This is a genomic window from Acinetobacter sp. WC-323 (genome assembly GCF_000314615.1).
Lineage (GTDB): Bacteria > Pseudomonadota > Gammaproteobacteria > Pseudomonadales > Moraxellaceae > Acinetobacter > Acinetobacter courvalinii.
Window position 1 is genome coordinate 67,229 of record NZ_AMZS01000068.1, and the last position, 23,424, is coordinate 90,652.

Annotated in this window: 24 protein-coding genes; 15 read left to right on the forward strand and 9 right to left on the reverse strand. The window is 41.8% G+C overall.

Annotation, left to right across the window (positions count from 1 at the left end; genetic code table 11):
* Positions 1-310: 310 nt before the first annotated feature.
* Together ACINWC323_RS01940 and ACINWC323_RS01935 are read left to right on the forward strand one after the other, a co-directional pair.
* A complete protein-coding gene (locus ACINWC323_RS01940) occupies positions 311-3,091 on the forward strand; it encodes a nitrate reductase (protein WP_009515457.1) in 2,781 nt (926 codons plus the stop codon).
* A complete protein-coding gene (locus tag ACINWC323_RS01935) occupies positions 3,088-3,696 on the forward strand; it encodes an NTP transferase domain-containing protein (RefSeq protein ID WP_009515433.1) in 609 nt (202 codons plus the stop codon). The genes ACINWC323_RS01940 and ACINWC323_RS01935 overlap by 4 nt, the downstream gene beginning before the upstream one ends.
* Before the next feature lie 16 nt (positions 3,697-3,712).
* On the opposite strand, the gene ACINWC323_RS01930 is transcribed toward ACINWC323_RS01935, so the two are convergent.
* A complete protein-coding gene (locus ACINWC323_RS01930) occupies positions 3,713-4,867 on the reverse strand; it encodes a YbfB/YjiJ family MFS transporter (RefSeq protein ID WP_009515612.1) in 1,155 nt (384 codons plus the stop codon).
* A gap of 258 nt (positions 4,868-5,125) precedes the next feature.
* Between ACINWC323_RS01930 and ACINWC323_RS01925 the strand changes: the two genes are divergently transcribed.
* The gene (locus ACINWC323_RS01925) at positions 5,126-6,025 is read left to right on the forward strand and encodes a LysR family transcriptional regulator (RefSeq protein WP_009515463.1); all 900 of its coding nucleotides are present in this window, start codon (positions 5,126-5,128) and stop codon (positions 6,023-6,025) included.
* A gap of 109 nt (positions 6,026-6,134) precedes the next feature.
* On the opposite strand, the gene ACINWC323_RS01920 is transcribed toward ACINWC323_RS01925, so the two are convergent.
* Complete coding sequence (locus ACINWC323_RS01920; protein WP_009515567.1) at positions 6,135-6,584, reverse strand: hypothetical protein; 450 nt, start codon at positions 6,582-6,584, stop codon at positions 6,135-6,137.
* A gap of 593 nt (positions 6,585-7,177) precedes the next feature.
* On the opposite strand from ACINWC323_RS01920, the gene ACINWC323_RS01915 reads away from it, so the two are divergent.
* The 4 genes from ACINWC323_RS01915 (at position 7,178) to ACINWC323_RS01900 (ending at position 11,444) form a co-directional block, all read left to right on the forward strand.
* Positions 7,178-7,393 carry a hypothetical protein gene (locus tag ACINWC323_RS01915; protein WP_005285532.1) on the forward strand — a complete coding sequence of 72 codons (216 nt, stop codon included), beginning with the start codon at positions 7,178-7,180 and terminating at the stop codon, positions 7,391-7,393.
* A 169-nt stretch (positions 7,394-7,562) separates the two neighbouring features.
* Positions 7,563-8,012: a hypothetical protein gene (locus tag ACINWC323_RS01910; RefSeq protein ID WP_005230167.1), complete on the forward strand. Its 450-nt coding sequence runs from the start codon at positions 7,563-7,565 to the stop codon at positions 8,010-8,012.
* 344 nt (positions 8,013-8,356) lie between these two features.
* Complete coding sequence (locus tag ACINWC323_RS01905) at positions 8,357-9,811, forward strand: SulP family inorganic anion transporter (protein WP_009515523.1); 1,455 nt, start codon at positions 8,357-8,359, stop codon at positions 9,809-9,811.
* Between the two features lie 442 nt (positions 9,812-10,253).
* A complete protein-coding gene (locus ACINWC323_RS01900; protein ID WP_009515630.1) occupies positions 10,254-11,444 on the forward strand; it encodes an MFS transporter in 1,191 nt (396 codons plus the stop codon).
* Positions 11,445-11,504: 60 nt separating this feature from the next.
* On the opposite strand, the gene ACINWC323_RS01895 is transcribed toward ACINWC323_RS01900, so the two are convergent.
* Both ACINWC323_RS01895 and otsB read right to left on the reverse strand, forming a co-directional pair.
* Entirely contained in the window at positions 11,505-12,941 is a 1,437-nt protein-coding gene (locus tag ACINWC323_RS01895) for a trehalose-6-phosphate synthase (protein WP_009515493.1), read from the reverse strand.
* Positions 12,929-13,789, reverse strand: coding sequence for a trehalose-phosphatase (gene otsB / locus ACINWC323_RS01890; protein ID WP_009515659.1), 861 nt, complete (start codon positions 13,787-13,789; stop codon positions 12,929-12,931). The genes ACINWC323_RS01895 and otsB overlap by 13 nt, the downstream gene beginning before the upstream one ends.
* Before the next feature lie 253 nt (positions 13,790-14,042).
* Between otsB and ACINWC323_RS01885 the strand changes: the two genes are divergently transcribed.
* The 7 genes from ACINWC323_RS01885 (at position 14,043) to ACINWC323_RS01855 (ending at position 19,589) form a co-directional block, all read left to right on the forward strand.
* Positions 14,043-14,231, forward strand: a complete 189-nt coding sequence (locus ACINWC323_RS01885; protein WP_009515485.1) for a hypothetical protein — start codon at positions 14,043-14,045, stop codon at positions 14,229-14,231.
* A gap of 702 nt (positions 14,232-14,933) precedes the next feature.
* Positions 14,934-15,962, forward strand: a complete 1,029-nt coding sequence (gene moaA, locus ACINWC323_RS01880; protein ID WP_032881735.1) for a GTP 3',8-cyclase MoaA — start codon at positions 14,934-14,936, stop codon at positions 15,960-15,962.
* Positions 15,963-15,986: 24 nt separating this feature from the next.
* Positions 15,987-16,238 (forward strand): MoaD/ThiS family protein, encoded by a 252-nt coding sequence (locus ACINWC323_RS01875; protein WP_009515545.1) that lies wholly within the window; start codon positions 15,987-15,989, stop codon positions 16,236-16,238.
* A gap of 2 nt (positions 16,239-16,240) precedes the next feature.
* Positions 16,241-16,756, forward strand: a complete 516-nt coding sequence (locus ACINWC323_RS01870; protein WP_009515425.1) for a molybdenum cofactor biosynthesis protein MoaE — start codon at positions 16,241-16,243, stop codon at positions 16,754-16,756.
* A gap of 17 nt (positions 16,757-16,773) precedes the next feature.
* Positions 16,774-17,697 carry a bifunctional molybdenum cofactor biosynthesis protein MoaC/MoaB gene (gene moaCB / locus ACINWC323_RS01865; protein WP_009515572.1) on the forward strand — a complete coding sequence of 308 codons (924 nt, stop codon included), beginning with the start codon at positions 16,774-16,776 and terminating at the stop codon, positions 17,695-17,697.
* Positions 17,697-18,926, forward strand: coding sequence for a molybdopterin molybdotransferase MoeA (locus ACINWC323_RS01860; protein WP_009515429.1), 1,230 nt, complete (start codon positions 17,697-17,699; stop codon positions 18,924-18,926). Before moaCB ends, ACINWC323_RS01860 begins: the two co-directional genes overlap by 1 nt.
* A 180-nt stretch (positions 18,927-19,106) precedes the next feature.
* Positions 19,107-19,589 carry a winged helix-turn-helix transcriptional regulator gene (locus ACINWC323_RS01855; protein ID WP_009515465.1) on the forward strand — a complete coding sequence of 161 codons (483 nt, stop codon included), beginning with the start codon at positions 19,107-19,109 and terminating at the stop codon, positions 19,587-19,589.
* Here the strand turns inward: ACINWC323_RS01855 and ACINWC323_RS01850 are convergent, their stop codons facing one another.
* Positions 19,590-20,987, reverse strand: coding sequence for an aminotransferase-like domain-containing protein (locus tag ACINWC323_RS01850; protein WP_009515513.1), 1,398 nt, complete (start codon positions 20,985-20,987; stop codon positions 19,590-19,592).
* A gap of 122 nt (positions 20,988-21,109) precedes the next feature.
* Here ACINWC323_RS01850 and ACINWC323_RS01845 point away from each other — a divergent pair, with 122 nt between their 5' ends.
* Positions 21,110-21,973, forward strand: coding sequence for a DMT family transporter (locus ACINWC323_RS01845; RefSeq protein ID WP_009515547.1), 864 nt, complete (start codon positions 21,110-21,112; stop codon positions 21,971-21,973).
* A 6-nt stretch (positions 21,974-21,979) separates the two neighbouring features.
* On the opposite strand, the gene ACINWC323_RS01840 is transcribed toward ACINWC323_RS01845, so the two are convergent.
* Genes ACINWC323_RS01840 through tusD form a run of 4 tightly spaced genes read right to left on the reverse strand, consistent with a single transcriptional unit; the run spans position 21,980 to position 23,389 of the window.
* Positions 21,980-22,291: a TusE/DsrC/DsvC family sulfur relay protein gene (locus tag ACINWC323_RS01840; RefSeq protein WP_005230193.1), complete on the reverse strand. Its 312-nt coding sequence runs from the start codon at positions 22,289-22,291 to the stop codon at positions 21,980-21,982.
* Between the two features lie 39 nt (positions 22,292-22,330).
* Entirely contained in the window at positions 22,331-22,615 is a 285-nt protein-coding gene (locus ACINWC323_RS01835) for a hypothetical protein (RefSeq protein ID WP_005230194.1), read from the reverse strand.
* 11 nt (positions 22,616-22,626) lie between these two features.
* The gene (locus tag ACINWC323_RS0119370; protein ID WP_005230195.1) at positions 22,627-22,977 is read right to left on the reverse strand and encodes a hypothetical protein; all 351 of its coding nucleotides are present in this window, start codon (positions 22,975-22,977) and stop codon (positions 22,627-22,629) included.
* 43 nt (positions 22,978-23,020) lie between these two features.
* Positions 23,021-23,389 (reverse strand): sulfurtransferase complex subunit TusD, encoded by a 369-nt coding sequence (gene tusD / locus ACINWC323_RS01830; RefSeq protein ID WP_032881736.1) that lies wholly within the window; start codon positions 23,387-23,389, stop codon positions 23,021-23,023.
* Positions 23,390-23,424 lie beyond the last annotated feature (35 nt).

Here is a 23,424-nt window from a genome sequence, read left to right on the forward strand (position 1 = left end):
CTGATCTTTCGAGATAGATTAAGGATAAATGGCACTGCCGCATCTGTGATGTATAAGCAGATGTTTTCTATAAAGGCATTGCCTTACTTTTCAAGGATGAAAAGTAACAAAAATCCTTTGTTGAGCTGACGGTACATCCTTGTTACCGCAGCTCAACAAGGCGGCATCCATGCCGCCTGTCACGATAGTGTGTGATGAGAAAAATCTAGTTTTAGAAAGTTTATCCCTAAGCTGAAACTGGAGAAGAACTCAGAATGATTTTTTAGTTGAGTGTAAAGTTCAGCGGATTAACTAGGTAAAAGGGGCAGTCATGAACAGTATTCAAAATTTAGAACACAGTCGCTCCGATCAAGCAGAAACAATCATAACAAAAACAACATGTCCCTATTGTGGCGTGGGTTGTGGTGTGGAAGTCAGTGTCCAACATAAAACGCATGGCACAACAGTACAAGTTGCAGGAAGTCTGGATCATCCTTCCAACTTTGGACGGCTCTGCATTAAAGGCAGTAATCTGGCAGATACATTAGGCTTGGAAACCCGTGTCTTGCATCCGATGTTTGGCCGTAAAAACCATCGTCAAGTGACGACATGGGATCAGGCCATCGAGAAAATTGCAGACCAGTTTCAAGCTTGTATTGATCAGTATGGAGTAGACAGCGTTGCATTTTATGTCTCAGGACAGTTGCTGACTGAAGACTATTATGTGGTGAATAAGTTTGTAAAAGGCTATTTGGGCACAGCCAATATTGATACCAATTCACGCCTATGTATGTCGTCTGCAGTTGCAGCGCATAAACGTGCCTTCGGTGAAGATATTGTCCCTGCCAGTTATGAAGATTTTGAACATACCGATATGGTAGTGCTGGTTGGTTCCAATACCGCCTGGTGTCATCCTGTCTTGTATCAACGTATCATGCAAGCCAAGAGCAACAATCCGGATTTATTTGTGGTGGTGGTCGATCCCCGTTTTACCAGCACTTGCGAGCAAGCGGATTTACATTTACCGATATTACCTGGTCAGGATGTGGCCCTATTTAATGGCCTGTTGCAGCATCTTTATCATCATGATTACACCGACTATCATTTTGTAGAGACTTACACTGAGGGGCTAGAGGCTTTATTAGCAGCGAGTGGAAGCGAGCAAGATGTTAATGCTTTGGTGAAACGTACCGGAATTTCTGCAGAAAAATTACAGCTGTTTTTTGATAAGTTTGCGCAAACCGAAAAGGTGATCACCCTGTTTTCGATGGGGGTCAATCAGTCCTCTCAAGGCGTGAATAAAGCCAATAGTATTATCAACTGTCATTTACTCACTGGAAAAATTGGTAAATTAGGTGCAGCGCCATTTTCCATGACCGGTCAACCCAATGCCATGGGCGGTCGTGAGGTGGGGGGATTGGCCAATATGCTGGCAGCACATCTGGATCTGGATAATCCGTCACATCAACATCTGGTGCAAAGCTTCTGGAACAGTCCTGTGATAGCCAAACAAGCGGGCTTAAAAGCAGTGGATCTATTTCAAGCGGTAGAGAGTGGCAAAATCAAAGCCATCTGGATTATGGCGACCAATCCAGTGGTGAGCTTACCCGATGCCGACCAAGTCAAACGTGCATTGGAAAAATGTGAGTTTGTGGTGGTCTCTGATATTTGTGCAGATACCGATACCACAGCCTATGCCGATGTGTTGTTACCTGCGTTGGGTTGGGGGGAGAAAGATGGCACAGTCACCAATTCTGAGCGCCGTATTTCGCGGCAACGTGCCTTTTTAAATCCGCCCAAGCAAGCCAAAGCGGATTGGTGGGCGGTTGCCGAAGTTGCAAAAAAACTCGGTTTTACGGGTTTTGAGTTTAGTAATGCCTGTGACATTTTTAATGAACACGCAGCTTTATCGGCCTATCAAAATGCCAGTGTTGATCAACGTGACCAAGTTGAAAATTTCCGTTATTTCAATTTAAAAGGGTTAATGAATTTAAGTCTGGATGAATATAACCATTTACGTCCAACCCAATGGCCTGTGTGGGAGAAAGGTCAAAGCATCGCGGTGGAGCAGTTATTTGATCGGGGCAGTTTTAGCCATAAAAACCAAAAAGCCAAACTGATTCCAACTGTTGCCATCGATCCAGTGCATGCCATCTCCGAAGATTATCCATTGGTGTTGAACACGGGACGGATTCGTGACCAATGGCATACCATGACCCGTACCGGTTTATCCGCAAACCTTACCACGCATCGTGCTGAACCATTTTGTGAGATTCATCCGAATGATGCATTAAAATTTGGTATCCGTGATAAAGCTTTGGTTGAAGTTCGCTCGCAATGGGGCCGTTGCGTACTGCGGGTGACCTTGGCACAGGGCGTACGCCGTGGTCAAATCTTTGCGCCGATTCACTGGACTGAGCAAGTCGCTTCGGATGCGCGGATTGGTAAAGTGGTCAATCCAGTGGTGGATGCGATTTCAGGTGAGCCAGAGTTTAAACATACGCCTGTGGCGATTCAGCCCTTCCATACCACTTGGCAAGGGGTGCTCTATGTAAGGGAAGGCTTTGAACATCAGATTAAAGCATCTTTACAACGTTGTGCATGGTGGACCAAGATCAAAACGGCAAAAGCAATGCGTTATGAACTTGCCGATCGTCACAGTCTTGATAAGACCCAAAAAAATCTAAAAAGCTTATTGCCTTTTGTCGATGAAAACTATGAATGGTTAAGTCTGGAGGATATTTCATCGCAACTCAGTCATAGTGTGATTTTAAAAGACGGTATCCTGATTGCCAGTTTATATATTGCACCGGCGGAGCTATTGCCAAATCGGGATTGGGTGGCGAGTCTTTTCAAACGTGAACGATTAAGTGCCTTACATCGTAAAGCGTTGCTGGCGGGTATGCCGATGTCTGCTGCAAATAATGATGGACCACTGGTTTGTAGTTGCTTTAAAGTGGGTAAAAATAAGATTATCGAAGCCATTAAAACGCAAAATATCACCCATGAAAAACAAGTCACGGCCTGTTTAAAAGCGGGTGGAAATTGTGGTTCTTGTTTACCTGAGATACGCGGCTTGATTAAAACCTGTCAACTGGAGGCAGAAGCATGAATATCGAATATCCCGCTACAGATCTGGTGATCTTGGCGGGAGGGCAAGCGCGTCGAATGAATGGCGTGAACAAGCTGTTGCAACAGTTTGATGATCAGATTCAACTGTTAAAAATTTCTGAGCACTTTAAGCATCAGGTCCAGCAGGTCTGGGTGAATAGCCATCGTGACCGTTCGATTTACCAGCAAATTGCAGCTGATATTCAATGTTATGCGGATGATCAAGCCGGTTTTTTAGGTCCATTAATGGGCATGAAAAGCGCATGGTCGCATGTTAAAGTTGACCATGTATTATTTATCCCCTGTGATGTGACTTATATTCCCAATCAGGTTTTAGCCAAATTGCATCGAGCTTTGCACAAGACTCCTCAAGCACAGGTGGCCTATGTCACAATCAATGGAGATGGGTTATATCCATTTTGTTTGCTAAAGCGTGACAGTCTACCTGTGCTGGAACAAGCAATCACTGAGAATAAATTGAGCTTGCGACCTTGTTTCCAACAACTGGAGGCGCAGACGGTGGCATTTCAGAAGCAGAGCCTGTTTTGTCATAGCATTAACTCCTTGGATGAGCTACAACAATACAAGCAGATGAAGGTTTTTTAAATCCTCTGTTTTCAGCTTAATGAATCGTCTTAGTTGATTTAAGGCTCATTAGGGTTGCAATCAATAATGCAGTCGCTGCGGTGATGAGTGAACTGTTGAGCGTATGGTAGATGGTGAATAGGGTATTTGCCGTGATTGGCCCAATGATCTGACCGAGGCCATACACCACGGTCATGATGGCAATTAAATTACTTTGGCTTTGACACGTGATTCGCTGTGCCACCGGCATGGCAATGGTCACCGTTCCCATAAAAGTTCCACCTACCAGTAATGCACTTAATAGATAACCCAAAGCAGTGGGGATAATGATGGGTAATACTACACCGATGGCTTGTAATCCCAGATTAGAAGATAAAGCGACTCGTGTCCCCAGTCTGTCATGGAGATAATGCCAGAAAAAACAGGAAGGAATCGCACCCAAGCCGAAGATTGCCCAGATGTGCGCCGCCTCAATATTTGGTAAAGCCTGTCTGACCAGCAAGGGTAAATAGGTCGCCGTGATAATGTAGCCAAAGCCTGCCAAGGCATAGATCATAATCAATGATATAGCTTTGGGTGTTTTAGCATAGCTATGAGATAGACTCGATTCGAAAGCTGATTGGGGCTGAGCTCGGGATAACCCTGCAATAGCAACGAAACCCAGTATCAAACTCGATGCGCCAAGAAATAACCATAAGCTTTTACTCTGCCAACCCAGTTGTGTACCAAAAACCAAAAGTTCAGCGGACAAGGCAATCCCAAGCCCTACACCAGCATATAAAATAGGGGCTTGATGGCTTTGTTTCTGTTGTTCTAACAGCCATAACGAGGCTGAAACCATGGCGAAGGCACTCAATACACCGGCAAGACCACGAATAAAAATAATCACCGAAGCTGAATCCAGATAAGCAAGCAGGATGAGGCAAAGTGTCGTACCTATAGTGGCAAATACTGAGGTGGCATAGCTATGCTGTGACTCAATCTTAATTGCGAATAAAGCCCCGAATAAATAGCCTGCATAATTGGCCGATGCCGCGATACTGGCACTATGTAAACTCAAGATGCCTTCCGTAATCATATATGGATAGACTGCCGTAAATGCAAAGCGGCCAAAACCCATGCCAATCGCCATTACCAGTGCTGCACTGAATGCTGATTTAAGCGGGCCTTGCTTGGAGATTACTGTATTCATCCTGCTCATTTTTTCAATACCACAATTTAATCACGAGAGTTGAGGTGATCTAAGGACCGTGCTTTGCCAAACACTTTGGTGTCCACTAAAAACAGCCCATAGCTCAAACCGCTTAAAATACAGATTAAAAATACAAGTTTAGAAGCGTTCATGCTTTATCTTCTCTAGATCCTGAAAAATTCAATAAGATTTAAACAACAGAAGTTAATCATGTAAAATGATTTGAATTGATACCAACTATCTTTAATAGTGATAGCGATGCAGATTAAGTCTTTAGAAATATTTATGTGGGTGGTAAAGCTAGGTAGCTTTTCTGAAGCGGCGAAGGCCCTGCATACGGTGCAGTCCAACGTCACCAGCCATATCAAAAAACTGGAAACAGAACTGAAGGTTGAGTTGTTACATCGGCAAAATCCGGTGCAGCCCACCCGAGCGGGTATGCAGTTATATGGCTATGCAGAAAAAATACTCCACTTACAAAAAGAGCTGCTGGAGACATTTGCTCATCATCAGCTTGCTGCCAATTTCCCTTTAGAGATTGGCAGTATGGAGACAACGGCGGCGGTCAGGCTTCCAGCCTTATTTCGGGACTTACAAGAATCTACGCCTGATTTCCCTTTTGCCTTATCAACTGCACCCAGCAGGGAACTGATTGATTTGGTGAAAGCTTCAAAACTGGATTGTGCATTTGTTGCCAATCATGCCCCGATTGAAGGCATGTTTAATTTTCATGTCTGGACCGAGAAGCTGGTGTTAATTTCTTCAAAAAAAGCACCCCCACAACTTTCCAAAGAATATCTGCTGCAAAAGAAATTTATTGCCTTTAAGCAAGGTTGCAGCTATCGCAAAGCAATCGATTTATTTCTGTCTTCATACCATCTTCCGGCAGTCAACATCATTGAAATGGGAAGTCTGGATGGCATTGTTAGTTGTGTCAGTCTGGATGTGGGACTTGCGATTCTACCGATCAGTTATGTACAGCAATCGCATTTTGCCCAGCGGGTGCACATTCACGCTATAGATTTGCTTGAAGACATGCACACTTACCTTATTGCCGATCTTGATACAAACAAATGGGCAAGCAATATGCATCAATTTTTTGAGCATTTACAAATGATGTCTTTGCCGGATCAGCAAAGTGAAATAGTTTGCTCTTAGCCTAGCGCTGATATTTTTTTAATCGGGCTTTGAATAAGTTGAGGAATATTCGAGTATAAAATAACGATCATATCGTTTTATACTCGAATCGCTTATTTGAAAGTTAAAGCTATTTTCTTTCCAGATATTTTACCACTTGGTCATAAATAGACTGTAAGTAAGGATTTAATGGAATCAAATCTTGTCCTGATTTACTGCGAACATATTTAAAATAAGGGGTTAAAGGATACTGCGCACTTTCACTAACGATGACTTTAGGGAACCATTCTTTATGAAACTGATCGGCGGTAATATCCAGAATGACCCCATTGACCACCAGATAACAGTGCGCGATTTCTGGTGTGCGTGAAGAAATCTGAACTTTTCCCACCCGATAATCAGACTTGATATAATGTACATTAAGTAAATAATACTGCAACAGCTCACAAGCATCTGAACCACATTCCTTGGGAAATTTACTAAATGCACCAGTAATAAAACCATTGGTTACGTGATCCAACGCTTCGCGAAAGGTGGTAGCAAGATGGGTTAAAGTCTGTATTTCATTTTGATATGTCATTGGAGCTTATTCTTCAAGTCATCAGCATTATCTCTAGTAAACCTGAATAAATGTAAGATTTAACTAAATTTATTTGTTAAATTGTTAACACTATTATCACATGTAACTTCAAAGTTGTTCCGGCAAATTCTTTGTTAGGTGCTACTCAGCATTGAGCGAGAATTAGCTTGGTTGTCTCATCTCTATAAGTATACGCTTCACTAGTTGTTTCACCCTGATAGGAGCGGGATTGCTTTGGCTTATCGTTTGCTAAAATTTTTGCTGATTTTAGAGCAGCTGTTGCATGTACTTCAACAGTAGCAGTAACTGGGTTTTAATAAACGTATTTATTATTAACTTGGCTTTACGAATATAAATTATATTTATAAAAAATTAAAATCATTATTGTAGTTTTGTTGAGGCTTCCCTATAGCCGATTTAAATAAACATAAGAATTATTAGATCGAATTATTTAAAAATGTTTTTTTGTAAAGTTACATGTATTATTAATTATACTTGAATATGAGTTGTTAATAAAATGTATAAGCCATATTTTTAATTGATCTCTTTGTTCTATTATATACACAGCGCTGGTTTATGGGTTGGAGAGGACAATGAATAATATACAAAAGCTTGAACAGAGTATAACCCGACTGGGTATAGGTGAGTTTTTATTCATCGGATACGGCTATGGCATCGATGAGATGCAAAATATTCTTCATTTTCTAAAAAATTTAGAAAGTCAGCAAATATTACAAATTGTTTATCAACATAAAGAACAGGAAAGCGGAAATAACCTAACCGATATCATAAAGATTCAAAAGTGTTAAAAGAGTCACTGTTTAAAGTGCGGTTCTAGCCGAATCCTGAGTCGGCCGCTCAGGATTTTCCTTATACATTACAGTTACATAGTAAAAATAAAACTAAACAATCATTACAAATGATAACTAGGATATCTCCATAATTTACCCTGTGTAGAAAATATGGAGGAGATAACAAATGCCACAATATTTGCGTATAGCGGAAAAAGTGTATAACAAGTTTAAAGATGAAAAAAAATTTACGCAAAAACCTGTTGAGTATTTAAATTTTTTAATTAAAGAAGTGCGCGAGGAAATCAAGGGGACAGAAATGAAATTGCTGTACCAGTATATCGATTTTCAGGAAGGTTTCCAAAAGCCGCTACGTGAAGATGCCCTGAATATTGATGTTAGCCTGGTGCCACATCATCAACATCGGGATGAATTCATTTTATGGTTAGCAGGTTTTATTGAAAGAATCACCATTGGCGGTAAGAAAAAGCTTCCTCCAATTCTGGAAAATATTCCACCTGAATTTACGGTTCATTATGAAATTCAGAAACCGGTTCGTCCGCAGCCAGAGGATTGCTATGACGAATTGGTCTCCTATTTTAAAAGTGAAGAATTCAAACAACATTCAATGAGTTAAACAAGTTGTGCTAAAGAAGTATGAGGCTCCGAACCCCTCATACTTCTGCAATCGCTGGACTGCAGCGTACCGTCTTTATAGGCGGTATTTTTTTGCTTAAATAGACAGGAGGTGGCCATTTAAGGACGTGAAGATACGGTTAGACATCATGTTATCCCTATGTTAGGCTAGCGCCACAATTCATTCTGATCTGTTCATTCATCTTATGCAGCTTACGCCACCCTAGTTGATTTCTCTTGCTTGAAAATTAACTCATCACTTTGACTAGTGATGTGGTGTAGTCGTGTGCATGTATATATCACATCACTGGCCTTTATTTAAAAATATATCAATAGGCTATTTCTATGTTATCCAATGTTCGGGAACAGTGGTTCTCCAATATTCGCGGGGATATTTTGTCCGGGCTTGTGGTCGGTCTGGCACTTATTCCAGAAGCGATTGCATTTTCCATTATTGCGGGTGTCGATCCAAAAATTGGCCTGTATGCTTCTTTCTGTATTGCGGTGGTGATTTCATTTGTCGGCGGTCGTCCAGCCATGATTTCTGCTGCAACAGGTGCCATGGCTTTATTGATGGTCACGTTGGTCAAGGAACACGGACTGCAGTATTTACTGGCAGCCACCATTCTAACAGGTGTATTCCAGATTATTGCCGGATATCTCAAACTGGCCAAGTTGATGCGCTTCGTTTCGAAATCTGTGGTTATCGGTTTCGTCAACGCCTTAGCCATTCTGATTTTTATGGCCCAGTTACCGGAACTGATGCATGTGACATGGCATGTATATGCTTTTGTTGCCCTCGGTTTGGCCATTATCTATTTATTTCCCCTGATTCCGAAGCTCGGAAAGCTGCTGCCATCACCATTGGTGTGCATTATCATCATTACCCTGATAGCAATGTCTACGGGGCTGGATCTCAGAACAGTTGGCGATATGGGCGCATTACCAGATACGCTGCCGGTGTTTTTGTTACCTGATATTCCTTTAAACCTTGAAACATTGTTGATCATCCTGCCTTATTCCATTCCCATGGCGGTAGTCGGCCTGCTGGAATCGATGATGACCGCCACGATTGTCGATGAAATGACCGATACGCCCAGCGACAAGTTTCAAGAGTGTAAAGGGCAGGGTATTGCCAATATCGCCTCGGGCTTCATGGGCGGCATGGCCGGTTGTGCCATGATTGGTCAATCCATGATTAATGTAAAATCAGGTGGACTGACCAGATTATCGACCTTTTGTGCGGGTGTGTTTTTACTCATTCTGGTGGTGTTTCTGAGTGACTGGCTCAAAGTCATTCCTATGGCGGCTTTGGTGGCTGTGATGATCATGGTTTCGATCAGTACCTTTGAATGGAAGTCGATTACCCAGTTCAGTTCCAATCCAAAGAGTAGTAATGTGGTGATGATCGCAACAGTTGCCGTGGTGGTGGCCACACATAATCTGGCTTTAGGGGTATTAACCGGTGTGCTGCTATCGGCATTGTTCTTAGCCAATAAACTGGAAAATGATATTCATGTGAAGACCTCATTTGAAGGTCCGGCACGTTTATATGTACTGCATGGACAAATCTTTTTTAGTTCATCCGAAAAGTTCTTGCAATGTTTTGACTTTAAAGAAGGGGTAAAAGAGGTGGTTATCGATTTAACCCATTCGCATATCTGGGATGTGACTTCAGTGGCAATGCTGGATACTGTAGTGAGTAAATTCCAGAAAAATGGCGTTGATGTCACCGTCCGCGGACTGAATGAAGCCAGTTCAATCATGATTGATAAATATGGCACCCATGCCAAAATCTAAATGGGTGTGGTTAAAATAAACAAATAAAACCTCTGCGCTGGCAGGGGTTTTTGCTTTTCAGCGGCAGCTTTTTATCTTTTAGAAAAATGAAGCTTTGTAAGGTTGATCTGAAACTTTTCTTATACAAACAACATGCTTCGCAATTTTATATACATGCTAATTAAGCCATGAATATGCTTCGATTTATGATTGAATATGTGTAGGAAAATCAAAAAAGCCTTAGAAATAAGCAGCTTAATTTTATTGTAAATGTGAAATTAAGTATTTGAAATTTAATAATTTTATATTTGTAAAAAAAGATGTTTTTCATGTAATTTTGTGTATAATTTCGCCATAAAAGCCTCTGTGAATTTATAGAACTGCTCTATAGATCCACAGGGGTTTTTCTATGGAGATTTATCTGAGATGGAAGATCTGAGTTAATTTGTGTGGATGGTATTAAATGATCCTTTTTTCCAGAGCTGCCCTTGTTGATCCTGAAATTCAATTAAGTGCTCAACGTCTTTCAACTCGCTTCAGCTTTTTCGGCTTGGGTTTTGCTACGGCTGCCTGGGCACCGCTGATCCCTTTTGCGCAACAGCGTCTGCATTTTAATCATGCAGATTTCGGCTTGTTGTTGTTATGCGGTGGCTTAGGTGGCATGCTGGCTATGCCTGCGACGGGCAAAATCGTCCAGCGTATTGGCTGCCGTGTACCGATTGGCTTCGCTTTATTGTTGCTCGCCGTTTTGCTGCCAAGCCTGAGTTTATGCAGTACCCCTTTAATGATGGCCATCTCCTTATTCTTATTTGGCACGGCCTCAGGAAGCTTGGGTGTTGCGCTTAATATCCAGGCTGTGGTGGTCGAGAAGAACAGCCTGAAATCGCTGATGTCCGGCTTTCATGGGATGGCCAGTCTGGGCGGATTGGCTGGCGTACTGACCATTACTGCATTACTGGCCTTGGGTGTTTCACCGCTGGTGAGTGCGCTGGCAGTGAGCTTGCTGTTGGTACTGATCGCCGTTCTTTTAGCGCCACTCAGTATCAAAGCGGTGGAAAATACAGTACCAGAAGCATCCTCGACCGTTAAAAAGTCGCTTCTCCAGCGTTTGCCACAACCTTTGATTGTGCTGATCGGGTTGGCTTGCTTTATCATTTTTATGATGGAAGGCGCAGCAATGGACTGGAGCGGGATTTATTTAACCCATGAATATGGGGTAAATGCTGCCTTTGCAGGATTGGCCTATACCTTTTTTGCGATTGCCATGACCACAGGACGTTTTACCGGACACACTCTGATCCGCTATTTCGGTGAGAAAAAACTGCTCAGCTATAGCGCGATTTGTGCCGCCTTGGGTTTGGCGCTGGTCAGTATTGCACCGCATTGGTGGCTGGTATTACTGGGCTATACTTTAGTTGGTGCAGGATGTTCCAATATCGTACCGATCATGTTTTCACGTGCCGGACGTCAGACAGTCATGACAAGCGCAGTCGCACTGTCTTGTGTGTCAACATTGGCCTATACAGGCATACTGGTCGGGCCTGCTATGATTGGAATGATTGCTGAGCTGTTCGGGTTAAGTACGGTTTTTATGGCTTTATCAGGCGTATTATTGCTGATTGTGGCATTAAATCGTTGGACTTACGTGAAATAAGATACAGATAAAATTGAACTGGCAATATCTGGATATTGCCAGTTGCTTGCTAAATGGCGGTTATAAATTTTGATAAATCGGATTAACGTTACGCATTCCCATAAATCTGAAATCCTGTAAAGCGGTTTTGTACTGTAAGTCACTAAGAAATGCATTGCGCCAGTCATTAATATCAAAATCTTTTAAACCTTTCATCAGTTGTTTGTAGCGTGAAATACGTTCTTGTCGCGGCATTTCCAGCGCTGTTTTTAAGGCAGTGACCATCGCCGTTTTATCGGTCGGGTCTACCAGAATGGCTTCTGACATGTGTTCGGCGGCGCCTGCATATTTAGACAAAATTAACACGCCTGGATTAGACGGATTCTGTGCCGCAATATATTCTTTTGCCACCAGATTCATGCCGTCACGAATTGAACTGATCCAGCACACATCGGCCTGACGATAGATTTGCATCAAGTGATGATGTTTCATTGCATCATAGATACATTCCACCGGTTGCCAGTCTTCTTGGGCAAATTCCTGATTAATCATCTCGATCTTAATTTTAAAACGCTCAAATAAACGTTGATAAGCAGGGACTTCCAGACGACACGGGCAAGCAATCTGCAAATGTTGAATATGTTGATGATATTCAGGATATTGCTCTAAAAATTCTGCATAGGACAGGAAGCGTTCCAGCAAACCTTTTGAGTAATCGATCCGGTCGACGCCAATAATGGTTTTCGCGGCATTCAGTTCCACAGGACGGGTAATGAAATCCTGAACATCGATAAACTGTTGGGCTGCTTTTTGGATGGCTGTTGGATTGACCCCAATCGGATAGCATTTAATCATGGTCAAACGTTGATGATAGCTTAATAAAGTCTGCTGAATTTTTTGTGCTTTCAATAAGGATGTGCAGACTTGCATACATACTTTCTGATCTTTTTCGGTTTGCAGACCCACCACATCGTACTGGCACAAGTCTTCAATTAATGCCTGTGCACACGGAATTTTTTGCCAGATAAATAAAGGAGCAAAAGGGATATGCAGGAAGAATCCAATCTTGTTTTGCATACCCAATTCACGGCAATATTTTGCCACGCTTAAGAAGTGGTAGTCATGCACCCAGATGGTATCGTCGGGTTCTGCAATTTCTGCAAGTTTTTGAGCGAATAAAAAATTAACTTGCTGATAACCTTCATACTCCGATGATTTATATTCAATCAGGTCAGAACGATAATGCATGGCTGGCCAAAGTGTATTATTGGCAAATCCGGCATAATAATCTGAATATTGCGACTCAGTTAAAGGGCAGGTGATATATTCAACGTCATCTTTACGAAGTAAATTAAACTGTACCTCATCTGGTGTATCGACTCTTTCTCCGTTCCATCCAAGCCATACACCGCCAATATCATCTAAAGCATCTTGTATTGCCACAGCAAGTCCACCTGCCGAAGCCTTTTGCCCGTTTGGAATACTGACACGATTGGATAAAATAATTAATTTAGACATATTTTCTCTCCACCTAAGTTGTTGTTGCCCTTAATGTTGTTGATATTGTTGTCATGGTTTTGAACATGCTCTAAAAATAATTCTAAAAAATCATGAACTTGTTTTGTGTCTTCAAGTTGGTATCTGGCATGGGTCAATCCTTGGCCTACTTTGATTGAAATGCCTTGTTCAATCTGATTGACAACATAAAAGCCATCTTCATCCGTAACGTCATCGCCAATAAAAATTGGTGCATAAGCATCTTGTTGCTTGAGGTGCGCTAAAACTTCCTTAATTGCCAGACCTTTATTGGCTTGTGCGGGAATTAACTCATAAACGAATTTGCCTTGAATTAATTTCAGCTGAGGAAATACTTGCTGGGTTTCCAATATTATTTTTTTTGCAATATTTTCCAGTTCAGGCGCTTTTCTATAATGTAAGGCGATTGAAGAGGTCTTATTTTCAATCAGTAAATCAGGATAAGAGCTACATGCTTTAGTTAATATGTTGTAAATATAAGAAATTTCTAAAAAATTCTTCGATGTTTTTAATTGTTTTTCTTTACCTAGATATATTTCTAAGCCATGTAATGCAGCAATCGGAAGATCAATCATTTCAAATAGTTTACGTGCAGATTCAATATCCCGTCCCGTTACTGCGACCACCGGAATTTGTTCTAATATTATTTTTTTTATAATATCTAAAGTACTCGATGGAATATAGCAATCATTAGGATCTAATTGGAAATCCGATAAAGTCCCATCTATATCCAGAAATAGGCATGGCTTATTATTATTCGAGCTAAGCTTATCTCTCAGACAGGTTAAATAATCTGAGGCTGAACTTATTTTATCTGTTCTATTGTTCAATTTTAATATCTCTTATTACCATTTTATTTTATTATAGAACGATAAAAAATTTATAATAGTTGAGTTGTCAATAAGCAAACATAAGCAGAACGTAATTTACATTAGTAATGTTTGTAATACATCGTAAATTTTTCTTACATTTCTCATATAGAATGTTTGGGTATTTAAGATTTATATAGTGCATGGCTCTGTTGTAGTACATACTTCAATATATTAATTTTTAATAAACTGTATTGAGTCTAAGGAGATGAATATGCAAAAAGTATCTGACTATTATGATGATTTTCCTGAATTTAATCCTGCCAATTATGATCAGGAAGGAAATTACAAACCTGAATATATGATTAAAAGAAGCAAAATGTTTCAATCAAAAGATATTAATGAGAAGTTATATAACGAGAAAAAAGACCTGTTGATAAAACATAAGAAGTTAATATATTGATGAGTATTTTGTGATTGAGTAATCATTTTTAGGTCAGTTTGTTATTATATGTCTCATATAAAAGGGCTTTTACATAAACATGAAAAGCCCTTTTTATTTTAGATTAAAATACTTTTGTGAAAGTGTAATTGTATGAATTTTAATAAAATTTTATTCCTATAATGCTAGATTGAGTTTTGGCTTTTTTAAATTTTTATAAAAAATAATAAACCTCAATATATTAATGCGTGGTTTGTTATCATAATTGTAACTTAAATTGTCTTATATTAAGTTGTTATAAGCTTACCATCTCAAAGTCATGCGGCTATCCATAGATTTTTTGAATTCAGATAAAAGGTCTTGACCTTCCGTTATCCAAGACGCCCTACCATAAATATGTACCTGTACGTTTGCAGCCAGTAACGTTTTAGACGATCAGGGTATTGATTTTATTATAATGATGCACCAAATTTAATCACTGTTGAGCAAATTGCTTGAAAATAGTGCATGCAATTTTGAACAAAAATATGCAAGACATCAGATATTTTTATGCGTAAATTGAATGTGTTGCTGCTTTGTATGAATCAGCAGCAGCAAGCTTGAACACAGGATGTGATTGGAATAATTATTGCTGTAATAAAAAATACTTTGATTCAATACATCAACAAGCCTGCACAGAACTTGTGCTGGGCCAGTTAAAAGATCTACAAATGAGTGCGTATGATGAAACATGAAAAACTTGAAACGACTTTACCGGTTCTTCAGGACCAGTATGGTCGTATTAAGCGTAAGTTACGGATTTCCGTGACCGATCGCTGCAATTTCAAGTGCATTTATTGTATGCCTGAGCACCCTGAATGGATGAAAAAACAGGATTTGCTCAGTTTCGAAGCCTTATTCGTCTTTTGCCAATATATGGTCGGGCAAGGCATCGAGAATATTCGTATCACGGGTGGCGAGCCGTTAATGCGTCAGGGCGTGGTGCATTTTATTGCTGATTTACAAAGGCTAAGAGCGTTCGGCTTAAAACGGATTTCAATCACCACCAATGCCCATTATCTGGCGAAGTACGCACAAGCTTTGAAACAGGCGGGTTTAGACGATCTTAATATCAGTCTGGATAGCCTGAATCCGGCCCAGTTCAAGCAACTGACCAAAAAGGAACTTGCACCCGTACTCGATGGTATAGAGGCCGCAAGAAAGGTTCGGCTGCCATTTAAACTCAATTGCGTGTTAATGAAAGGTCAAAATGATGACCAGATTTTGCCGATGGTACAGTGGGCAAAACAACAGAACATTCCATTGCGCTTTATCGAGTTTATGCCACTGGATGGTGATCGGCACTGGACGAATGATACGGTGGTCACTGAAGCGGAAATTTTAGCGCAACTCCAGCCACATTATGAGGTTCAGCTTTTACCACAGCAGCATGAGCCTGCACGGATCTATCAACTCGATGGCGATTATCCACTTGGTATTATTTCGACCATTAGCCATTCATTTTGTGGCGATTGCGATCGAATCCGTTTAACGGCTCAAGGTGAACTGTATAACTGTCTGTTTGCTCAACAGGGCTTAAATATTAAGCCTTATTTACAAGATTTAATTAAGCAGAATAATGAGCCAAAGCAGTCTATATGGCAGCAGCTTGACCAACAGATTAAGCCATATATCTGGCATAAAGCCCAAGGATATCATGCCATACAACAGCAACACACCCGTAAAATCAGTATGCATATGCTGGGCGGTTAAACCCGCATGTGATCTGGAGTAAATATGCAAACCATTGAGATCAAAATTGAAGCTTTTGGCGCAATTGAACGATTGTTGCCCAAGGCGCTAGCATTCGAGTTTGCAGAAAATCAAAGTGTCAAAGATGTATTGACCCGGATAGTAAAGCTCTATCCTGAGGCTGATCAGGCCATGGAAAAATGTGCCTGCGCAATAGGAGAAGATATTGTGACGCGTCAAACCGCATTAGATAGATCTTGTACTTTAGTACTGTTGTCGCCAGTAGCAGGAGGCTAAATATGCGTGAATTTGCCCGAGTACAGGATCAGGCGCTAAGCCTTGACAGCTTTGATCCCATTCATTCCTTTCCTGAATGTGGGGGGATTGATATTTTTATCGGCACAGTGCGTAACCATCATGAAGGTAAAGCAGTCAAGGCCTTGAAATATACCTCATATACGCCCGTTGCTGAAAAGATGATTCGTGAAATCGAACAGCAAGTCAAAGACAAATATCAGGTTTCTTATGTGCGGGTGATGCATCGTATCGGTTATCTAGAGGTCAGCGAAACTGCAATTATTGCCATTGCCTATGCCGCGCATCGCCGTGAAGCTTTTCAGGCCTGTGAAGAAGCTGTAGAACGGGTCAAACATGAGGTTCCGATCTGGAAAGAAGAGTTTTTCATGGATGGCACCAGTCACTATGTGGAAGGCTGTTGTATCCGTAAAGATACAGCTGAATCAACGTCTCAGGCTGAGCGGCATCAACATGTTCATCATTCAGAAAATTGCACACATGCGCATACACACGAATAAAGTCTCAGGAAGTTAAAATGAAAAATGTTGGGATGAAACCCGAAAGTTACCGTGTAGCAGAAGCACAAGCAATTTTACATGCACCCGCCCATTGTATTCAGTTACTGCGTGATGGAAATACCGAAAAAGGCGATGCTTTAAAAACCGCGCGTATTGCGGGCATCTTGGCAGCGAAACGCACAGATGAGCTGATTCCGCTGTGTCATCCCTTACCAATTTATCGTGCTGATGTGGAATATGAGCTGCAGGATGATCATGTAGTGATCTTAACCACAGTTGAAACCATCGGACCGACAGGTGTTGAGATGGAAGCTTTGACGGCTGCCAGTCTGGCCGGATTAACCCTGTATGACATGCTAAAACCGCATTGTGAACCTGAAGAGTTGTGTCTGGATCAATGCAAGTTACTGAAGAAAAAGGGCGGTAAATCTCATTTTAAACGCACCTTGCGTCAGCCTGTTTCTGCGGCTGTGATTGTGCTTTCAGATACCGTGGCTGCGGGACGTAAACCGGATACGGCTGGTAAGTCCGTGGTTGAGACCTTGACCGAAGCGGGCTTTGATCCGATTCATTATCAAATTCTGCCTGATGAATCTGACCAGTTAAAAGATCTGGTTCTAGAACTTACCCAATCCTATGCCTGCATCATGACGGTTGGTGGAACAGGGATTGGCAAGCGTGATATTACGGTGGATACGCTTGAGCCGCTGCTGGAAAGAAAACTGGATGGTCTGATGGAAGCGGCACGTTCATTTGGTCAGAAGCGCACGCCTTATGCGGCGATGTCACGTGGTGTTGCAGGGTTTATTGATCGTTCGTTGGTGGTGACTTTGCCGGGCAGTCGCGGCGGTGCCAGTGAGTCCATGGCAGCGATTTTACCTGCATTGGTACATATTTTTGATGTCTGCCGAGACTTACCACATCCGGGAGGTTATGAATAATGTCTGGATGTGGTGCTGAAAAAGGCTTGATCAGTATTGATGATGCATTCGCATTGATCCAAGCTCAAACCAAAATCTTAGCCACTGAGACCTTGCCTTTGGGCGAGTGTCTCAATCGTTATCTGGCTCAAGCTATTGTTTCTGAGGTGAATTTACCGAGCTTCTCACAAAGTGCAGTAGATGGCTATGCAATCCATAGCGTGAGTGAAAACTTGCAAGACGCGACTTTCTCGGTGATTGGCGAAATTAAAGCGGGTAGTGAGTCTGATGTAGAGCTTAGGGATGGACAAGCCGTTCGTATTTTTACTGGCGGGAAAATCCCTGAAGGAACCACCCATGTCGCTCGGCAAGAAATTGTACATGTTGAAAGCGAGTACCTGATCCGTTTGACTGAGCATATCAAGGCTCAGGCCGATATCCGTTTTATCGGAGAGGAAGTGCAGTGTGGACAACAACTGGCGGAGCCTGGTCAGCGCATTAATATCGGTGCTTTGGCAGCTTTAAGTATGGCAGGCGTGAAAACACTTGAAGTATTTAAACAGCCCAAAGTTGCCGTGGTGATTACTGGTGATGAAGTTGCTGAAACTCCCGATGATCTACAGACTGGCAAAGTGTTTGATGCCAATGGTCCGCTGTTAAAAGCCTGGTTGCAAGACTATGGGCTAGCGGTAGAAATACGTCATATAGCGGATGAAGCAGAACAGGTGACACAATGCTTTGAACAGCTCAAACCGCATTATGATGTGATTATTACCACAGGCGGTGTTTCTGTGGGGGACTATGATTTCGTCCGTCCTTGTGCCTTTGAAGCAGGCTTTGAACAGGTGTTCTGGAAGGTCAAGCAAAAACCAGGCAAGCCTTTATTTTTTGCTGAATATACGGCTCCCAATCATCACTGCTATATACTCGGTTTGCCCGGTAATCCGGCAGCCGTGTATGTGTGTATGCAAATGTATGGCAAGGTTCTATTCGATGCCTTACAAAATCAGACTCAATCTCTGGAATGGTTTAGCGCAATACTGACCCATGATTTGAAGTCGGATGCACGTGAGCGATTCTTACGCATGCATGCCTATTTTGAACAAGGCCAACTCAAACTAAAAAGTCTTGCCAAGCAGCAATCGCATATGCTGAGTAATCTGATGCAGGCCAACTGTCTGGTACGTATTCCTGCGCATATCCAGCCTGAAGCAGGAATGGAAATGAATGGAGTATTCATTCGCAATTAAAGGTTCAGCAGAAATGAGTGAAATTTGTGAATATTGTCACTTTTCGCCAAGTGCCAATATTGCATCTGATGGATAAGGTAGTTTAGTGTATATTTTATATTGTTTAGTTTCTAAACATGACGGTTCAAGACATAGATTCCATGTCTGCAAAAACTTTAAAAAAATGATTAGGTGATAATAATGAAATGGGAAGAAATTGGCGATCAGCCATGTTCAGTAGCTCGGACGCTTTCAGTATTAGGTGATCGTTGGACAATGCTCATCTTACGTAATGCATTTATGGGTGTACGCCGTTTTGATGACTTTCAGCGAAGTCTGGGCTTAACCCGTCACGTTCTTTCAGAACGCTTAAAACGTCTGGTCGAGCATGAGATTTTAATCAAGGTGCCGTATGTCGACCGACAGGAACGCTTTGAATACCAACTGACTGAAAAAGGTTTAGATCTGTATCCGATCCTTCTGGCGATGGTGCAATGGGCAGATAAATGGATGGATATGGGACTGGGCAAGCCGCTTGAATTTACGCATAAAAGCTGTGGCAAGAAAATTAGCCCGAAAGTGATCTGTTCAGAATGCGATGAGCCGATTCATGTCAAAGATGTGCGGGTGGCTGCTGGTCCGGGCTATTTTGCTTTTATCGAACAGAAACAAAAAAGTGCATAATCAACCATGCTGATGTGCTATTTCATGCTGAATTGCATGCGATAGCACCTCGAAAATTTTTGGATCCTGGCATTGCGCCACATTAAAACGAATAAAATTTTTAAAATTCTGGCTTTGGCTAAAAGCATTGCCAGGTGCCAGAATCACACCTTGTTCCAAACAGTGTTGAGCAATTCGTGCCGTATCCAGATGTTCAGCTAATTCACACCATAGAAATAGACCTGCCTGAGGTTTCACCCACGGCTTGATGCCCAGTTTCTCTAACTGTTTGATAGTTGAGTCCATGGCTTTTGCCAGATCTATTTTCAATTCATCCAGATATTTACGATAGCTGCCATCCGTTAAAGCTGAAAATAAAATTTCTGCGCAAAGGTTATTGCCGCCAAAGCTGGTTGCGATCTTGATGTCCGTTAAATCCTCGATCCATTCTGGTTTAGTTGCGATATAACCGGTGCGGACTGCGCCGGATAAAGTTTTAGAAAAACTGCCAATATGAATGACGCGAGACAGGCCATCCAGTGCTGCGAGTCGTGGCGCCGTGTGGAGTTCCAGGTCTGAAAAAATATCATCTTCAATCACAATCAGGTTAGATTGCTCAACCAGTTTCAACACCTGATAGGCTTTGGATGCGGTGAGTACGGCGCCGGTCGGATTATGAATGCCTGAATTGGTAATGTATAAGCGAGGATTATGCTTGTGAATCGCTTCCGAAAATGCCTCAATATCAGGTCCGGTTTGCGTATAAGGCACACCAATGATCTGAATCTGGTGAACTTTGAGTAAGGCGTGAAAATTAAAATAACAAGGATCATCCACCAGTACCACATCATTGGGTTTTAGAAAATAGCGGCAAATTAAATCAATGGCTTGGGTGCCGGAGTCTGTCAATAGAATCTGATTAGGAGTGGTTTCAATCCCTTTGGTCAAAATTTTACGGGAAAGCAATTCACGTAACGGTGCTAAGCCCAGTGGGGTGGAATAATCAGTCAGAATATGTGAATGGGCTCTGGAGACTTTGCGCATTGCTTTGCGTATATTTTCATGCGGCATCCAGTTATCGGGTAACCAGCCACAGCCTGGTTTGAGTACCCCTTGTTTTGCTTCCAGTGCTTGTCTGGAAATCCAGAGCGGGTCAATATTGCGGTCAATTTTAGGATGAATTTCCGAGATTGATAACGGTGCCAGCGGTCCGGCTACAAAGAAGCCTGAACCTGTTTTTGCTTCGATCAGGCCTTGTGCCGCCAGACGTTCGTATGCTTCTACAATGGTCGATACAGACAGGTTTAAAACAGCAGCCAATGCACGTACGGAAGGAAGACGTGAGCCAGGCACCAAAGAGCGATTTTTAATCTGATCATGAATATGTTGTATCACAGAATCAATTTTCGTGCTTTTCATAGGTTTGAGCCTGACTGTGTTGGATTTTATACCAGTACAGTTATTTGAAATTGTACTGTAGTGTGTATGGTGCATTCACCTTAGCACAGTTTAAATTCTGCATATAGATCTGGAGAATTTAAATGAAATCTTTAAGCAGTGGCTGGATCAATGGTTTTATTGGTGTGGTCATATTTGCAGGTTCTTTACCTGCTACCCGTGTGGCAGTCATGGATTTTAGTCCGACCTTTTTAACTGCGGCAAGGGCTGCGATTGCAGGGCTTTTAGGCTTGGCAATGCTTCTATTGTCCCGACAAAAATTACCTGAAAAAAAACACTGGCTGCCCTTATTTTATGTCGCCCTTGGCGTGGTGGTTGGATTTCCATTATTTACTGCGCTAGCTCTTCAATATGTCAGTGCTGCCCATACCATTGTATTTGTGGGGTTATTGCCATTGGCGACTGCGATTTTTGGTGTATTGCGGGGTGGAGAAAGACCCAATCTCGCATTCTGGTTGTTTGCGATATTAGGCGGAGCGCTGGTTTTTGGTTTTATGGTGTTTCAGACCGGTGCCTGGTCATTTGGTTATGGTGATGTTTTCATGCTATGTGCCATATTACTCTGTGGTTTTGGCTATGCAGAAGGTGGGCAGCTATCAAAGTATTTAGGGGGCTGGCAAGTGATTTGCTGGGCACTGATCATAACCTTACCGATCATGTTGTTATTTTCCTATCTCTACTTACCAGTCAACTTTGCACAGGTTTCAGTTTCTGCAAAGCTGGGCTTAGCCTATGTCTCGTTATTCAGTATGCTGATCGGTTTCTTTTTCTGGTACAAAGGTCTGGCGCAAGGCGGGATTGCCACTGTAGGGCAATTACAACTCCTGCAACCGATATTTGGCCTAATCATTGCTGCGGTGCTGCTGCATGAACAGGTCAGCATCGCGATGTTTGCGGTTACGGTTGCTGTAATTATATGTGTAGCCTGTGCCAAGAAATTTGCTTGAAGGTGATTATAAACAGTTTGCAGGTTTGGGTACGCCCGCTAAACGGCTTAAATGGCGGGCAACCAGACCGGTATTAAACCGTTGCTGTAACTCGGCATTATTAATCTCGGGACCGACCGTCTTCATTAAAAACTTAATCAATGGGCGGGTCGCGGGTGAATGCCCGAATTGCTGATAAAACTGACGTACGGCATGGAGGACCTCAAAATGCCAGTCGGTCAGTTCCAAATCCAGTGTTTTCGCCAGTTCCTGAGCCACTTCAGGGTTCCAGATGGTGTAATCGACCAGATGACCGTCTTGATCTAACTCTAATTGCATAAATAGCCTAAGTAAATTTTAAATAAATCCGATTAAAAATTATTTTAAGGTGATACAGCGTTTAAATTGCAAAACTAAATCTGCAAATGCTGCGTAATCAATCACTTTAACATGTTCCTGATTCTCATTACTCAACAGGCTCAGCTCATTTTCCAGACAGTAGAGATGAGCATAGCGGCTAAAAACTGTCGCTGGAATAGCCAAGCTAGCATCACCCATAATCACGATATGGTCATCAGATTGTGCCATTTGTGCTAACTGTTCCCAGATTTTATCGAGATTGTTATAGGACGATTGGATTAAAAATAAAGCACTATTTTCCATAGTAAAAGTCCTTACCAATACAAGACATGATCAAAAGAATGGATGAATTCAGGGCTCATATTAATAAATTCAATTTCCTGATCGGTGTTTTCTATGATGCTAAGTTGTTGATTTTTATATTCAACCAGAATTGGGGTTAAATCATAGAATTCAAAACTGTCGACCATGTTGGCGGCGATTTTAAAGGCGTGTTTGAGCTGGTCAAATTCTAATTTATTATTCAATAAACTCAATCCGGCGTCTCTTAATAATACTTTGACAGAAATACCAAAGGTTGCTAAAACCATAGTTGCAGACAGACTTTCATTGGTCTGCAAATTCGTTAAATTAGGCTGCGTTAGGATGACAAGTACAGATTTCACACAATTTACCTTTTTAAAGCAACACTCTATTAAAGAACTTAAATTAAAATTGAATTAAACGAGAACAGCTTTGCACTGCATCAGCAAGCTCTCCAAGCCCAACCAGCTCAAAACCTTGTGCCAAGTTGTGATGTTGAAGTGAATGACGCTGTGCATTGCCAGCATCAGTGATACCCCGAGCAAGGGCAGCACTGACACAGACAGGGAGTCGAATGCTCAGTTTTTGCCATTCCTGTTTCAGGTTGCGTTGATCATCAGGAAACCACTGTAAATCGTTCGCAACGTGAACACCGTCTTGGTAAAAGAAAACACGAAAATCCTTATGCTTATTTTGTAATGCTTGGGCTAAACCGAATGCATGCCATGCAATCACAGACGTAGGCGGAGAAGTAATTAACAGTAGTGTACTCATTGAACATTCACTATGGTCATAGTAGGCAAAATGAT